At 67.3% G+C, this 13,599-nt stretch carries 16 protein-coding genes; 3 read left to right on the top strand and 13 right to left on the bottom strand.

Going from position 1 to position 13,599, the window contains the following annotated elements; all coding sequences use genetic code 11:
* Window positions 1-3: 3 nt before the first annotated feature.
* The 9 genes from pdhA to lipA form a co-directional block, all read right to left on the bottom strand.
* Window positions 4-1,023: a pyruvate dehydrogenase (acetyl-transferring) E1 component subunit alpha gene (pdhA, locus tag ACFQQC_RS13645; protein WP_376862978.1), complete on the bottom strand. Its 1,020-nt coding sequence runs from the start codon at window positions 1,021-1,023 to the stop codon at window positions 4-6.
* Window positions 1,024-1,137: 114 nt separating this feature from the next.
* On the bottom strand, window positions 1,138-1,455 hold the full coding sequence (locus tag ACFQQC_RS13640; protein ID WP_376863236.1) for a septum formation initiator family protein: 318 nt from the start codon (window positions 1,453-1,455) through the stop codon (window positions 1,138-1,140).
* 124 nt (window positions 1,456-1,579) lie between these two features.
* Window positions 1,580-2,857 carry a phosphopyruvate hydratase gene (gene eno, locus ACFQQC_RS13635; RefSeq protein WP_376862977.1) on the bottom strand — a complete coding sequence of 426 codons (1,278 nt, stop codon included), beginning with the start codon at window positions 2,855-2,857 and terminating at the stop codon, window positions 1,580-1,582.
* A 140-nt stretch (window positions 2,858-2,997) separates the two neighbouring features.
* On the bottom strand, window positions 2,998-3,603 hold the full coding sequence (locus tag ACFQQC_RS13630; protein ID WP_376862975.1) for a hypothetical protein: 606 nt from the start codon (window positions 3,601-3,603) through the stop codon (window positions 2,998-3,000).
* 107 nt (window positions 3,604-3,710) lie between these two features.
* Window positions 3,711-3,893, bottom strand: a complete 183-nt coding sequence (gene rpmF / locus ACFQQC_RS13625; protein WP_141626598.1) for a 50S ribosomal protein L32 — start codon at window positions 3,891-3,893, stop codon at window positions 3,711-3,713.
* 132 nt (window positions 3,894-4,025) lie between these two features.
* Entirely contained in the window at window positions 4,026-4,556 is a 531-nt protein-coding gene (locus tag ACFQQC_RS13620; RefSeq protein WP_376862974.1) for a GNAT family N-acetyltransferase, read from the bottom strand.
* Window positions 4,549-5,661, bottom strand: a complete 1,113-nt coding sequence (locus ACFQQC_RS13615; protein ID WP_376862972.1) for an NAD(P)/FAD-dependent oxidoreductase — start codon at window positions 5,659-5,661, stop codon at window positions 4,549-4,551. Before ACFQQC_RS13615 ends, ACFQQC_RS13620 begins: the two co-directional genes overlap by 8 nt.
* Window positions 5,658-6,113, bottom strand: a complete 456-nt coding sequence (locus ACFQQC_RS13610) for a type II toxin-antitoxin system RatA family toxin (protein WP_376862971.1) — start codon at window positions 6,111-6,113, stop codon at window positions 5,658-5,660. Before ACFQQC_RS13610 ends, ACFQQC_RS13615 begins: the two co-directional genes overlap by 4 nt.
* Window positions 6,114-6,120: 7 nt before the next feature.
* Window positions 6,121-7,083, bottom strand: coding sequence for a lipoyl synthase (lipA, locus tag ACFQQC_RS13605; protein WP_376862969.1), 963 nt, complete (start codon window positions 7,081-7,083; stop codon window positions 6,121-6,123).
* A gap of 178 nt (window positions 7,084-7,261) precedes the next feature.
* Between lipA and ACFQQC_RS13600 the strand changes: the two genes are divergently transcribed.
* Both ACFQQC_RS13600 and ACFQQC_RS13595 read left to right on the top strand, forming a co-directional pair.
* Entirely contained in the window at window positions 7,262-8,815 is a 1,554-nt protein-coding gene (locus ACFQQC_RS13600) for an AMP-binding protein (RefSeq protein WP_376862968.1), read from the top strand.
* A gap of 79 nt (window positions 8,816-8,894) precedes the next feature.
* Complete coding sequence (locus tag ACFQQC_RS13595; RefSeq protein ID WP_376862967.1) at window positions 8,895-9,293, top strand: DoxX family protein; 399 nt, start codon at window positions 8,895-8,897, stop codon at window positions 9,291-9,293.
* On the opposite strand, the gene ygiD is transcribed toward ACFQQC_RS13595, so the two are convergent.
* The 4 genes from ygiD to ACFQQC_RS13575 form a co-directional block, all read right to left on the bottom strand.
* Complete coding sequence (gene ygiD, locus ACFQQC_RS13590) at window positions 9,294-10,049, bottom strand: 4,5-DOPA dioxygenase extradiol (RefSeq protein ID WP_376862966.1); 756 nt, start codon at window positions 10,047-10,049, stop codon at window positions 9,294-9,296.
* Window positions 10,050-10,053: 4 nt separating this feature from the next.
* Window positions 10,054-10,656 carry an NAD(P)H:quinone oxidoreductase gene (wrbA, locus tag ACFQQC_RS13585; protein ID WP_376862965.1) on the bottom strand — a complete coding sequence of 201 codons (603 nt, stop codon included), beginning with the start codon at window positions 10,654-10,656 and terminating at the stop codon, window positions 10,054-10,056.
* Between the two features lie 84 nt (window positions 10,657-10,740).
* Entirely contained in the window at window positions 10,741-11,193 is a 453-nt protein-coding gene (locus ACFQQC_RS13580) for a hypothetical protein (RefSeq protein ID WP_376862964.1), read from the bottom strand.
* A complete protein-coding gene (locus ACFQQC_RS13575) occupies window positions 11,190-12,092 on the bottom strand; it encodes a D-alanyl-D-alanine carboxypeptidase family protein (RefSeq protein ID WP_376862963.1) in 903 nt (300 codons plus the stop codon). Before ACFQQC_RS13575 ends, ACFQQC_RS13580 begins: the two co-directional genes overlap by 4 nt.
* A 120-nt stretch (window positions 12,093-12,212) precedes the next feature.
* Here ACFQQC_RS13575 and ACFQQC_RS13570 point away from each other — a divergent pair, with 120 nt between their 5' ends.
* Entirely contained in the window at window positions 12,213-13,589 is a 1,377-nt protein-coding gene (locus ACFQQC_RS13570; protein WP_376862962.1) for an MFS transporter, read from the top strand.
* The last annotated feature ends 10 nt before the right edge of the window (window positions 13,590-13,599 follow it).

Genomic DNA, 13,599 nt, shown 5'->3' with positions numbered 1-13,599 from the left:
GGATCAGGCCTCCACGTACACGTCAGTATAGAGCTCGGACGGATCCGGTTCCGGGCTCTCTTGGGCGAATTGAACGGACTCGGCGACGATCGCCTTGATCTCGTTGTCGATGGCCTTCAGCTCCTCTTCGGTCGCCTTGGCCTGTTCCAGCAGCATCTTGATGTGGTCGATCGGGTCGCGGGTCTTCTTGACCTCGTCGACCTCTTCCTTGCTCCGGTATTTCGCCGGATCCGACATCGAGTGGCCACGGTAGCGATAGGTCTTCACCTCGAGGATGTAGGGGCCGCCGCCTTCACGGGCGCGCTTCACGGCGCGGGCCGTGGCGTCGCGGACCGCCAGCACATCCATGCCGTCGACCTGCTCGCCCGGGATGCCGAAGCTGGCGCCGCGGTTGTAGAGCTCGGTCGTGGACGACGAGCGCTCGACGCTCGTGCCCATGGCGTACTGGTTGTTCTCGATGATGTAGATGGCCGGCAGCTTCCACAGCTGGGCCATGTTGAAGCTCTCGTACACCTGCCCCTGGTTCGAGGCGCCGTCGCCGAAATAGACGAACGAGACCGAGTCATCGCCGCGGTACTTGCCGGCGAAAGCCAGGCCGGTGCCCAGCGCCACTTGGGCGCCGACGATGCCGTGACCGCCGTAGAAGCCAGTCGGCACATCGAACATGTGCATCGAACCGCCCTTGCCCTTGGACGAACCGCCGATGCGGCCGGTCAGCTCGGCCATCACCTCATTGGGGCTCATGCCGGCGGCCAGCATGTGGCCGTGGTCACGGTAGCCGGTGATGATCTTGTCGTGGCCCTGCTTGACGCTCTCCTGAACGCCGACGGCCACGGCTTCCTGTCCGATGTACAGGTGGCAGAAACCGCCGATCAGGCCCATGCCGTACAGCTGGCCCGCGCGCTCCTCGAAGCGGCGGATAAGGACCATCTCGCGATAGAAGCGCAGCAGGTCCTCTTTCGAGGCTGCGGGTCCGTTTGGAATTGTCTTTGATTCAGTCTTCGCGGCGGGGGCTTTCGCCATCCGTGATCTCCCGGTGGGACCCCGCTAGGCAGGGACGCTTGTCGTTACGGAAAGGGGCTTTAGCAGCCTTCGTTCCCGAAACGCAAAGCGCACCGGCAAAGCTGTAACCAAAGTTCAGGAGGCCTGCGGCTTGACGTCACGCGGGTTTGAATGCGCGACCCTGATCACATAGTCGCGAGGGTCCGCGAAGCCCAGCACGGCGCGGGCCCGTTCTTCCAGCAGATCACGCGAAAGGCTGCCCCGGCGCAGATAGCGCATGCGGACTTCCAGATCCTGCTTTTCTTCAAGGATATTGGCCAGTTGGGCCTCGCGACGCTCCAGCATCGCATCCCGCTCGCCCCCGCTCAGCAGACCACGCTCCCCGGTCAGGGCCTGAACGCCGAGATAGGCGATCAGCAGCAGCAGTATGCAGGAAGGTAGATAGGGCTTCATCCGTTCGGGCACTCGACCGCTCCTTCTGAGCGTGGACTCGTGATTGACGAGTCATGACCGAAAAGCCCTAACGAACCGTAGCTTGGCCGTAGAATCTACGGCCAGAGCCACGATTTTTCCGACCTTATTTCAGCAGCATGCCGCCGCCGAAATAGTCCGCCTGGTCGCCCAGCATCTCCTCGATTCGCAGCAGTTGGTTGTATTTGGCCGTGCGGTCCGAACGGGCCAGCGAGCCAGTCTTGATCTGACCGCAGTTGGTGGCGACGGCCAGATCGGCGATCGTCGAGTCCTCGGTCTCGCCCGAGCGGTGGCTCATGACGGCGGTGTAGCCGGCGCGATGGGCCATATCGACCGCATCCAGCGTCTCCGAAAGCGTGCCGATCTGGTTGACCTTGATCAGGATCGAGTTGGCCAGGCCTTCGCCGATGCCGGCGGCCAGACGGGCCGGATTGGTCACGAACAGGTCGTCGCCGACGATCTGGACGCGGTCACCCAGACGGTCCGTCAGCAGCTTCCAGCCATCGAAGTCGTCCTCGGCGCAGCCGTCCTCGATCGAGACGATCGGGAAGCGCTCGCACAGGTCGGCGAGGTAGCCCACCATGCCGTCGGCGTCGAAGCTCTTGCCCTCGCCCGCCATCACATACTTGCCGTCCTTGAAGAACTCGGTGGCGGCGACGTCGAGGCCCAGGTGGAAGTCCTCGCCGGCCAGGTAGCCGGCGGCCTGACCGGCCTTGGTGATGAACTCCAGCGCGGCTTCAGCCGACAGCAGGTTCGGGGCGAAGCCGCCCTCGTCACCGACGTTGGTGTTGTGGCCGGCGTCCTTCAGCGACTTCTTCAGCGCGTGGAAGATTTCCGCGCCCATGCGCAAGGCGTCCGAGAAGTCCTGGGCGCCGGTCGGCAGGATCATGAACTCCTGGATGTCGATCGGATTGTCGGCGTGGGCGCCGCCGTTGATGATGTTCATCATCGGGGTCGGCAGGACGCGGGCCGAGACGCCGCCCAGGTAGCGATACAGCGGCAGGTTCGACGAAATGGCGCTGGCCTTGGCGCAGGCCAGCGACACGCCGAGGATCGCGTTGGCGCCGAGGCGGGCCTTGTTCGCCGTGCCGTCCAGACCGATCAGGGTCTCGTCGATGCGGCGCTGGTCCTCGGCATCCATGCCGGACAGGGCGTCGAAGATCTCGCCGTTGACGGCGTCGACCGCCTTCTGGACGCCCTTGCCGCCCCACATGTCCTTGTCGCCATCCCGCAGTTCGACGGCTTCGTGGGCGCCGGTCGAGGCGCCCGACGGCACGGCGGCGCGACCGAAGCTGCCGTCCTCCAGCACCACATCCACTTCCACCGTCGGATTGCCCCGACTGTCGAGGATCTGGCGGGCGACGATTTCAGCGATGTCGGTCATGGGATGGCTCTGCTCTGCGAGACGGCGTTCAGACGCCGCGTTTAGACCGTAGAGGCCCGGAACGGCAACCGGATAGAGCCTCGCGCTCCGGGACGGCGGCTCTCACCGCCGCCCCGGATGTCAAAGCGACCGGCCTGCGATCAGGCGCAGCCCTCGACGTACTCGATGGAGGCGCCGCCGCCGGCGATGGACTTGACCTTGCCGTCCATGCCGATCTCGTACTTGATCCCGCGGGCCGCCGGACCGGTGCGCTCGCTCGTCGCCCAGACCGTGATGTACTCGGCCGGCGCGCTCTCATACTTGTGCGGGACGACGACCGCCGCCGCGCCGTAGGCCGCCTTGATGGCCGAGGCCTCGTCGCCGATCTTGAAGCCGCGATCCGTTTCGATGGTGGAGGTCCGTGTCAGCCACACGCTGGCCAGCACCCCGTCATTGGTCATCACCAGCATGTTTTCGGGCGCCCGGCTCGGGCGGAACATGTCGCAACTGGCCGGGTCGGCTCCACCGACCGCGTTCGGGTTCGCATCCGGCCCCAGCGCCGCCTCGATCTCGGCGGTGGTCATGCCGACCCGCAGGGGGCCGAAGCCGTTGGCGGTCAGGACGTTGTCGGGAACGGGCTGGGCCGGGGCCTCGGCCGCGGGCGGCGGGGTCGGCGCCGGCGCATCGGCGGGCGCTTGCGCGGATTCCGGCGCATTACAGGCGGCGACGGACAGGACGGCGGCGGTCAGCAGAAGGCGGCGGATCATGGGGGCTCCAGAAGGTTGTCCAGAGGCATGAACGCACGAAAACGGCGCGCGAGGGTATCGCGCGCCGCAAAATCTTTCGTCCGGCCGGAGCCGGCAGCGTCAGAAGACTAGTCTTCCTTCGGCGTCAGAACCTGACGGCCACGGTAGGTGCCGGTCTTCAGGTCGATGTGGTGCGGGCGCTTCAGCTCGCCGGTGTCCTTGTCCTCAACGTAGGAGTTGGTGCCAAGGGCGTCGTGGGCGCGGCGCATGTTGCGACGCGAGGGCGATACTTTGCGCTTCGGAACGGCCATGTCCGTCTCAATCTTCTGGTCGGGCGCCGGCGAAGGCGCGAAAACAATAGCGGCGGCCCGTCAGAGCCGCCTTGCGAGGGCGGGCTTATGCATGAACCCGCAGGCGATTTCAAGGCGCTTGCGATGAGAGACTCAGCGAAGCGTCTTCTCCATCACGATGAAGCTCAAATCCTCCCGCTTCGGCAGGCCGAAACGCCTGTCTCCATAAGGGAAAGGCAGGGCCTCGCCGGTGGCGACGTAACCGAGGCGCTCATACCAGGCGATCAGGGTGTCCCGCTGCGGAATGACCGAGATGCGAACCCGGAGGGCGCCGAATCGGTCGGCCATTGTCTGTTCAGCGATCCGGACCAGCTTCCGACCCAGCCCCGCGTTCTGAAGGAGCGGGCTGACCGACAGCATGCCGAAATAGCCGATCCCCTCCCCGCGCCGCGCGATCAGGATGCAGCCGACGAGCGCGTCCCCGTTCCAGGCGGTCAGCATTCCCTGTTCGGGGTCCGACAAGATGGACGCCAGATCCTCCGCATCGGTCCGCTGGCCGTCCAGCAGGTCGGCCTCGGTCGTCCAGCCCGCGCGCGACGCCTCGCCGCGGTAGGCGCTTTCGACCAGCGCATGCAGCGACGGGATGTCGGACACGATCGCATCCCGGATCGTCGGTTCAGTCACGCGTCGCCATCTCCGCCACCGCCTCGCCAATGGCCAGCGAGCTGGTCAGGCCGGGGCTCTCGATGCCGAACAGGGCGACCAGACCGTCGATGCCGTGATCCTCGCGCCCGCGCAGTTGGAAGTCCGGCTGCGGTTCGCCCTTGCCATGCAGCTTGGGCCGGATGCCGGCATAGTCGGGCGCCAGAGCCCCTTCCGGCAGGCCCGGCCAGAAGCGGCGGATATAGTGCTCGAACTCCGCCGCCTTGGCCGGATCGACCGAATAGTCCTCGGCCTCGACATAGACGAGGTCCGGCCCGAACACCGCCTGTCCGCCCAGATCCTTGCGGTAGTGGGTGCCCAGCGCGCCGGGGATGGGCGGCGGATAGATCAGCCGCTCGAACGGCGCCTTGCCGGTCAGACGGAAATAGACGCCCTTGCCGAAATGGCGTGCGGGAATGCCGTCCGCCGGATAGCCTGCGATGCGCGCCGCCACATCCTGCGCGCCCAGGCCCGGAGCCGTGACCAGCAGGCCGGTCGTCAGGGTCGCCCCGCCCTCCCCGCCCGCAATGATCTTGAACCCGCCGCCCGACAGGGGCTCGGCCCGTTCGAACGGCGTGGACAGGACGACAGACCCGCCCGCGTCCTCGATCTCGCCCTGCAGGGCCAGCATGTAGTCGTGGCTGGCGAACAGGCCGCTCTCCGGCGACAGGATGGCCGCATGGGCGTTGAGCCCCGGCTCCATGGCGCGCGCCTGCGCCCCGGTCAGATGCTCCAGCCCCTCGACGCCATTGGCGGTGGCCTGCTGGAAGATGGCCTCGATCCGCTCGACCTCGGCCTCCTCCGTCGCCACGACAAGTTTTCCGCATTTGCGGTAGTCGACCTTGTGGCTGTCCAGGAAGGCGTACAGCGCCCGCCGCCCCTCGACGCAGAATCGGGCCTTCAGCGACCCGGTCGGATAGTAGAGCCCGCCGTGGATGACCTCGCTGTTGCGCGAGGACACGCCCTGCCCGACGTGCGGCTCCTTCTCGAGCACCAGCACCGACAGGCCCCGCTTCGCCAGCGCACGCCCGCACGCCAGACCGACCGCGCCGGCCCCCACCACCGTCGCGTCGAAGTCGAAGCTCATGCCTTCTGTCCGTACCGGCGCGCCGCCTCGGCCTCGAAACTGCTCATCAGGGCCGAGACCGCGCGATCAAAATTGGCCTGCAGCATGCCGTTCAGCAGCGGACTGGCGAAGGCGAAATCGATCATGAACTCGACTCGCGTCCCGCCGGCGTCGGGAAAGAACTGCCAGCGGTTCTTCAGATGCCGGAACGGCCCGCGCAGCAGGCCCACCTCGACCAGCGGCGCATTGCGGTCATGCCGCACCCAGGTCGAGAACCGCTCGGTCAGGAAGGAGAAGCCGACCGAGGCCTCGGCGTCCAGCACGGTCACGCCGGGACGTTCCTCGCGCGGATTCCAGGTCCGCATGCCGGTGACCCACTTCACGAAGACCGGATAGGCCTTCACGTCCGCCACCAGCTCGGCCAGCTGATCCGGTTGATAGGGCAGGATTTTCGTGACGCGGTGGACGGCCAAGCGGGGCTCAGCGCCCCGTCTGCGCCAGACGCGCCGCCTTCAGCCGGGCGAAGTCGTCGCCGGCGTGGTGCGAACTGCGGGTCAGCGGCGAGGCCGACACCATCAGGAAGCCCTTGGCCCGGGCGATCGCCTCATAGGCCTTGAACTCTTCCGGCGTCACGAACCGCTCGATGGCCGCGTGCTTGCGGGTCGGCTGCAGGTACTGGCCGATGGTGATGAAGTCGACGCCGGCGGACCGCATGTCGTCCATCACCTGCATGACCTCTTCCTTGGTCTCGCCCAGGCCGACCATGATGCCGGACTTGGTGAACTGGTTGGGGTCGCGCTCCTTGACCATCTGCAGCAGGCGCAGGCTGTGGAAGTAGCGAGCGCCCGGCCGGATCTTCAGATACAGGCGCGGAACGGTCTCGAGGTTGTGATTGAAGACGTCAGGCTTGGCGTCGATCATCACCGCCGCCGCCCCGTCCTTGCGCAGGAAGTCGGGCGTCAGGATTTCGATGGTGGTGTCCGGGGCCTGCAGGCGGATCTGGCGCACCACCTCGGCGAAGTGGGCGGCGCCGCCGTCGGACACATCGTCACGGTCCACCGAGGTGATGACGACGTGGTTCAGCCCCATCTGCGACACGGCCAGACCGACCTTGCCCGGCTCTTCCGGGTCCAGCGGCTGCGGCAGGCCGGTCTTCACATTGCAGAAGGCGCAGGCGCGCGTGCAGGTGTCGCCCATGATCATGAGCGTGGCGTGCTTCTGGCTCCAGCACTCGCCGATGTTCGGGCAGGCCGCCTCCTCGCAAACCGTCACCAGTCCCTTGGAGCGGACGATCTCCCTGGTGGCGTTGTACTGGCCCGATCCGGGCGCCTTGACCCTCAGCCAGTCCGGCTTTTTCAGCACCGCGCTTTCCGGGCGGTTCTGCTTTTCCGGGTGACGCAACTCGGCGGGCGTCTTCTTCAGCGTATCGATCAGGGTGACCAAGGCGGGGGCTCGGGCTCCAGAGGCGTGAAGGCGGTATGTCGTCTTTCCGTGCGGCGAAGGCAAGGCGCGAGGGAACCTCACGCTAGGTAACGCATCTTTTCAAGGTGAACGCCCCGCACTAGTTTCCCCGGTTCAAATCACGGGCGCGGGGTTCAACGCGTCGACGGAGGACTGAGTTTTGCGCGTACCGCTGGAAGCCAAGATCGGCGAAGAAGGTATTTTCGACGCCCTGATCGCCGCGCGCGAAACCTACGGCGACAAGGAGATCCTGGAGGACCAGGATCGCAAGCCGCTTACCTACACCGGCCTGATCCGCGCCGCCTTCGTGCTGGGCCGCAAGATCGCGGCGATGACTGAGCTGGAGGAACGCGTCGGCATCCTGCTGCCCTCCAGCATGGGCACGGTGGTCACCTTCTACGGCCTGCACGCCCACGGCCGCGTGCCGGTGATGATCAACTTCACGGCCGGCGAGCGGAACATCAAGGCGGCGCTGGCCGCCGCGGGTGTGAAGAAGGTCCTGACCGCCCGCCGCTTCATCCAGCAGGCCAAGCTGGAAGAGCTGATCGCCGACATCGAGACGGTCGCCGAGATCGTCTGGCTGGACGACGTGCGCGCCACCATCGGCCTGCCGGACAAGCTTTACGGCCTCGCCGCCGGGATCGCGCCCAGGCGGTTCCGGGTCAAGACGGACGCCCATGCCCCCGGCGTGGTGCTGTTCACCTCCGGCAGCTTCGGCGCGCCCAAGGGCGTGGTGCTCAGCCAGGCCAATCTGGTCGCCAACTGCCGCCAGGTCGCCCAGCACATCGATCTGAAGCCGGAGTGGGTGATGTTCAACCCGCTGCCGACCTTCCACTGCTTCGGCCTGACCGGGGGCGTCCTGCTGCCCCTGCTGCAGGGCATGAAGGCCTTCCAGTACCCCTCCCCCCTGCACGCCAAGCAGATCGTGGAACTGCTGCCGCAGGTGAAGGCCTCGATCCTGTTCGCGACCGACACCTTCCTGAACCAGTACGCCCGCGTCGCCGGGCCGGACGACTTCTCGACCCTGCAGTTCGTCGTCGCCGGCGCGGAGCGGGTGCGCGACGAGACCCATCATCTGTTCAACACCCGCTTCCATGGCCTGAAGCTGCTGGAAGGCTATGGCGCGACGGAAGCCGCGCCGGTGGTGGCCGTGAACCATCCGGACCGCAACCGCCCCGGATCGGTCGGCCAGATCCTGCCCGGCATGGAATGGAAGCTGGAAGAGGTGCCCGGCATCGCCGAGGGCGGCCGCCTGTACCTGCGCGGCCCCAATGTCATGGAAGGCTATCTGTCGCCCGACGATCCGCGCAGGATCGAGCCTCTGGTCGATGGCTGGCACGACACGGGCGACATCGTTGATCTGGACGCCGAGGGCTACATCACCATCCTCGGCCGGGTGAAGCGTTTCGCCAAGATCGGCGGCGAGATGGTTTCCCTGACCGCTGTCGAGGGTCTGGCCAGCGCCGTCTGGCCCGAAGCCCGCCACGCCGTGGTCTCCATTCCCGACAGCCGCAAGGGCGAGAAGCTGGTGCTGGTCACCGACCGCAAGGACGCCGAGGTCGCACGTCTGGCGGAATGGGCCCGCGAGCACGGGGCGCCGGAACTGGCCGTGCCCAAGAAGATCCTGCGCGTCGACGACGTGCCGGTTCTGGGCACCGGCAAGACCGACTATGTCGCGATCCAGCAGATGGCCGAGCTCGACAAGGCCGCCTGAGCCCACCCGTAGAACATTGTGCGACGGACCGACTCCGGCCCACAGTCCTCCCGCTTCTGAAAGCAAGAGGGAGGGTTCAATGTTCAACTCGATTTCGAAATACCAGCCGCAACTGCTCAGCGTGCTGCGCATCATCGCGGGCCTGATGTTCCTGTGCCACGGCACCGCCAAGGTGCTGGGCTTCCCGGCCGTGGAGGGTGTGCCCGGTCCGGGCCTCAGCATTCCGGGCCTGTCCGGCCCGCTGGAGCTGATCTTCGGCGCCCTGCTGGTGCTGGGTCTCTTCACCCGCCCGGTCGCCTTCCTGGCCGCGGGCTTCTGCGCCGTCGGCTATTGGCTGGTGCACGCCGGTCAGGGCCCGTTCCCGATCCTGAACGGCGGCGAGACCATCGCCCTGTACTGCTTCGTCTGGCTGTATTTCGCCGCCGCGGGCGCCGGTCCGTGGTCGGTCGACGCCGCCATGGCCAAAAAGGGCGGCTGATCAGCCGATCCGGACACCCGTCATCGAGATCGATCCGCCTTCAATGACGTCGTTGAAGAAGCTCACATCGTCGCCCGGCCCACGCTGGGCGGCGATGTAGAGCAGCGGCAGATAGTGCTCGTCGGTCGGGACGCTCAGCTGGGCGTCCTCGGCCAGGTTCACCCAGTCGATCAGGGCGTCATGGTCGCCGCGCACGAACGCCGCCTTGACCGCTTCATTGAAATGGCTCGCCCATTCATAGGGTTCGCCGCCGGATCGCTTCCAGGTTCTGAGGTTGTGCACGAAGTCGCCGGACCCCGCGATGACGATCCCCTCGTCCCGCAGCGGCGCCAGCCGCTTGGCCAGTTCGAAATGCTCACGGGTGCTCAGCCGCCGGTTCAGCGACAACTGCACGACCGGCACGTCGGCCTCGGGCCAGACGTGGGCCAGCACCGACCAGGTGCCATGGTCCAGTCCCCACTGGTCGGTCTGGATGGCGCCGGTCAGCTCGGACACCCGCGCGGCCAGCGACGGCGATCCCGGCGCCGGGTACTGCATCGCATGCAGTTCGGCGGGGAAGCCGCCGAAATCATGGATGGTTTCCGGTTTCGCCTGCGCCGTCACACCCAGCCCGCCGGTTTCCCAGTGGGCCGAGATCATGACCACGCCCTTCGGCTTGCCCACGGCTTCGCCCAGCGCGCGCCAGGCGTCCGCATACGGACCGCCCAGCGCGTTCATCGGGGATCCGTGACCAAAGAAGATCGCCGGCTGACGCATCGTCTTACCCGTGCAGCTTCTTCGCCAGTTCGGCGATGTGCTTACCCTGGAACCGGGCGCCGCCCAGTTCAATCTCGCTGGGCTGACGCGAGCCGTCGCCGGCGGTGATGGTGGTCGCGCCATAGGGCGAGCCGCCTTCGACCGAGTCCAGCGTCATCTGGCCCTGATAGGAGTACGGCAGGCCGACGACCGGCATGCCGTGGTGCATGAAGAAGTTGTGCAGCCCCTGGAAGGTGCTTTCCTGACCCCCGTGCTGGGTGGCGCTGGCGGTGAAGGCGCCGCCCACCTTGCCGATCAGGGCGCCGGTGAACCACAGGCCGCCGGCCTGATCCAGGAAGGCGCGCATCTGCGAGGCGGCCGAGCCGAAGCGGGTGCCCGCGCCGATGATGATGGCGTCATAGTCCTTCAGGTCGTCGATGACGGCGATCGGGGCCTTCTGGTCCAGCTTGTAGTGCGAGGCCTTGGCCAGCTCTTCCGGCACGGTTTCCGGCACGCGCTTGATATCGACGGTCACGCCCTCGACCGAACCCGCGCCCTCGGCGACGGCTTCCGCCATCGTCTCGATATGGCCATAGGTCGAATGATAGAGAACCAGAACGCGGGCCATCGGCCATCTCCTGAACGTTATAAGCAACAGTTGCGGTGCTTATTTCGGGTGAACCGCAAGGACGCGCAAGAGGGCGGCGCGAATTCATCTGCGATTGATGGGACAGACCCGATCGTAGAAGGCCTGATCGGCCGGCACGGTCAGCCCGCGCGACAGACGGAAACGATGCTCCACCAGGGTCGCCTGCTGCTCGATGTTCAGCTGCTCCCAGCGGCAGTCGACGACCAGCGGATAGGCGTAAGAGGCCGCACTGTCCCCTGCCCTGATCTTGGCCAGCAGCAGGTTCACCCCCTGCCGCGCCTGCCAGACATGGGTCAGCTCATGGATCAGCAGGGCCTGAAGGCCGAGGGCCGCGCCGGACACGTCGTCAGGCAGCGACCGCTTCGGCCAGATGATCCAGTCCCGACCGAACCAGCAGCCGGCGACGAAGGCCCGGTTGAACGGTGAGGCCAGAAGGCGGATCGCGCCATAGTCCAGGCCGTCGCCGAACGCCTCGCGTCCCAGCGCGACCTCGCCGGGCGTCAGGGGCCGGATCATGTCGGCGGCGGCGCGCCGACGTAGCCGCCCGTCGGACTGACCCACTCCCAGTGCCAGGGTTCATAGACATAGGGGACGAAGCCGAAGCGGCCGGCGTTCTTGACCAGCCACCGATAGGTCTCGGTCCGGCTCATGTGCAGGCGGCTGGAGGCCGAGGTGTTGTCCACGCCCAGCCCCGGCGCCTGGCCGACATACAGGTCCACGGCGGTCCCCGTCCGGTGCGGCGAACAGGCGGCCCGGCGCAGGCCGTCGCAATTGCCCTGCTGGGCGCAGCGCGCGGCGTCGGCCTCGGGGTCGCGGAAGCCGGAGAAGATCTGCAGCAGCTCGGGATTGGCGGCGACTTCGGGCACCTCCGCCCGCGCGGCGGCGACCAGCCGACGGTAGGCGTCCAGCACGTCGCGGCGCAGCAGGCGGGTCAGGCGATCCGCATGCTCCTCGGACTCGACCAGATAGCCCAGCTGGTACAGCGGCGGCGGATCGGGACAGGGCTGCTGATTGACCCGCGCCATGATGAAGGGCCGGCGCTCCTGCCAGACCCCGCGGAACACCTGGAAGGTGGCGGCGTCGAACCAGCCGGTCGGCGGCAGGCCGCGCGCATACTGGAAGTCCGCCAGCGCGCGGGCGAAGCGCGGCGTGTTCGGCGCGCAGTCGGTGCCCAGCTCCTTCTGGATCAGGGGCAGATAGGTCTCCCAGCCGAACTCCGTGGCGCTGAACGGCGCCCACTCCATTCGCCCAAAGGAGATGGCGTTGGCGACGGCGGGCGCCGCCCATTCCGTCGCGCCGACGGCGCAGACTTCACCCGCGTCGCGCACTTGGGCCGAGGCGGTCCCGGCAAGGCCGAGCCCCGCCATCAGGGCGGCGCAGGCGACGAGTTTCGGCAGAAGGCGGCCCCGGATCATGGAGGGATGGTGGCCCGGAGATGATGGCCGCGGCAAGGCCCTTCGCAACCCTCGCGCACACGACGCAAAGGCGGCATGGTGAGCCTGCGGTCGACTCGGATCGCGCTCCCGGATCGCTCCATGACCGACGCCGTTCCGTCCCGATCGCCGCGCCGCTCCAATCCCGTACTGGCGGCCTTCTCGTCTGTCTGCCTGCCGCTGGCGGCCTTCGGCGTGGCCCTGCCGGTCACCCTGCCGGAGTTCTACGCCACCTATGTCGGCATCCCGATCGCGGTGGTCGGCTATGTCTTCATGGCGGTGCGGGCCATCGATATCGTCGTCGATCCGCTGATCGGCGCGGCGATGGATCGGACCAAGGGCCGTTTCGGCCGCTATCGGCCCTGGCTGGCGGCGTCGGCGCCGGTCCTGATGCTGTCGGCCCTGATGATCTTCGTCATGGTCGAGCCGGGCGCTGGTCCCCTCTATCTGTTCGGCTGGCTTCTGGTCCTCTACCTCGGCTTCTCGGTCGGCACGCTCAGCCAGCTGGGCTGGGCCAGCGTCCTGGCGCCCGAATACGACCAGCGATCCCGCGTCTACGCTTGGTGGCAGGCGTTCAACATCATGGGCGTGATCGGCATCCTGCTGCTCTTTGCCTGGGCGACCCAGACCTATCCGACGGACAAGGCCGCCGGCGCCCACATCATGGGCTGGGCCATCATCGTCGCCCTGCCCCTGACCATCTCCCTCGCGCTGGCCGCGGTCCCCGAGCCGGTGAACCACAGCGCCGCGCCGCACGGCGGGCTCAAGGCCTACTGGGACATCATCCGCCGCCCCACCGTCTCCCGGCTGCTGGCGGCCGATCTGGTGCTGGGCGTCGCGCCGGGCATCACCGGGGCGCTGCTGTTCTTCTTCTTCGACCAGATCAAGGGCTACGACCGGTCGGCAGCCTCGATCCTCATGCTGCTCTATTTCGTGGGCGGGCTGGCCGGGGCGCCGATCTGGGCGAAGCTGGCCGCGCGCATCGGCAAGCACCGGGCCCTGTCCACGGCCAGCCTGATCTTCGCCGGTCTCTATCTGGTCGCCACCGCCCTGCCCGGCGGCAACTTCGCCCTGACCGCCGTCGCCATGTTCATCGCCGGCCTGCCCTACGCCGCGGGCTTGTTCCTGCTTCGGGCCATGATGGCCGACGCTGGCGACGAGGTGCGACTGGAGACCGGGGTCGAGCGCACTGGCCTGATGTTCTCCATCCTGTCGGCGACGACCAAGCTGGGTCACGTCTTCGCCCTGATCCCCTATGCGGTGCTGGGCTGGATCGGCTTCCAGGCCGTGCCGCCCGAGGGCGGGAACAGCGAGACCTCGCTGCTGGCGCTGCAGGCCATGTTCATCATCGTCCCGGCCCTGCTGATCGCCTCGGCGGCGCTGATCCTGCGCCGCTACCCGCTGACGCCGGCCCGCCACGATGATATCCGCCGCCAGCTGGACGCCCGCGACGCCTCCGCCTCCCCGACGACGCCTTGAGTTAAGCCTG

The sequence above is a fragment of the Brevundimonas sp. GCM10030266 genome (assembly GCF_042666595.1).
In the GTDB taxonomy this organism is placed as follows: domain Bacteria; phylum Pseudomonadota; class Alphaproteobacteria; order Caulobacterales; family Caulobacteraceae; genus Brevundimonas.
This window is presented reverse-complemented; position numbering and strand designations above follow the sequence as displayed.

Coding starts and splice junctions, on each gene's coding strand:
- pdhA (WP_376862978.1), bottom strand. CDS start 1,023: ATGGCGAAAGCCCCCGCCGCGAAGACTGAATCAAAGACAATTCCAAAC.
- ACFQQC_RS13640 (WP_376863236.1), bottom strand. CDS start 1,455: ATGAAGCCCTATCTACCTTCCTGCATACTGCTGCTGCTGATCGCCTAT.
- eno (WP_376862977.1), bottom strand. CDS start 2,857: ATGACCGACATCGCTGAAATCGTCGCCCGCCAGATCCTCGACAGTCGG.
- ACFQQC_RS13630 (WP_376862975.1), bottom strand. CDS start 3,603: ATGATCCGCCGCCTTCTGCTGACCGCCGCCGTCCTGTCCGTCGCCGCC.
- rpmF (WP_141626598.1), bottom strand. CDS start 3,893: ATGGCCGTTCCGAAGCGCAAAGTATCGCCCTCGCGTCGCAACATGCGC.
- ACFQQC_RS13615 (WP_376862972.1), bottom strand. CDS start 5,661: ATGAGCTTCGACTTCGACGCGACGGTGGTGGGGGCCGGCGCGGTCGGT.
- ACFQQC_RS13595 (WP_376862967.1), top strand. CDS start 8,895: ATGTTCAACTCGATTTCGAAATACCAGCCGCAACTGCTCAGCGTGCTG.
- ygiD (WP_376862966.1), bottom strand. CDS start 10,049: ATGCGTCAGCCGGCGATCTTCTTTGGTCACGGATCCCCGATGAACGCG.
- wrbA (WP_376862965.1), bottom strand. CDS start 10,656: ATGGCCCGCGTTCTGGTTCTCTATCATTCGACCTATGGCCATATCGAG.
- ACFQQC_RS13580 (WP_376862964.1), bottom strand. CDS start 11,193: ATGATCCGGCCCCTGACGCCCGGCGAGGTCGCGCTGGGACGCGAGGCG.
- ACFQQC_RS13575 (WP_376862963.1), bottom strand. CDS start 12,092: ATGATCCGGGGCCGCCTTCTGCCGAAACTCGTCGCCTGCGCCGCCCTG.
- ACFQQC_RS13570 (WP_376862962.1), top strand. CDS start 12,213: ATGACCGACGCCGTTCCGTCCCGATCGCCGCGCCGCTCCAATCCCGTA.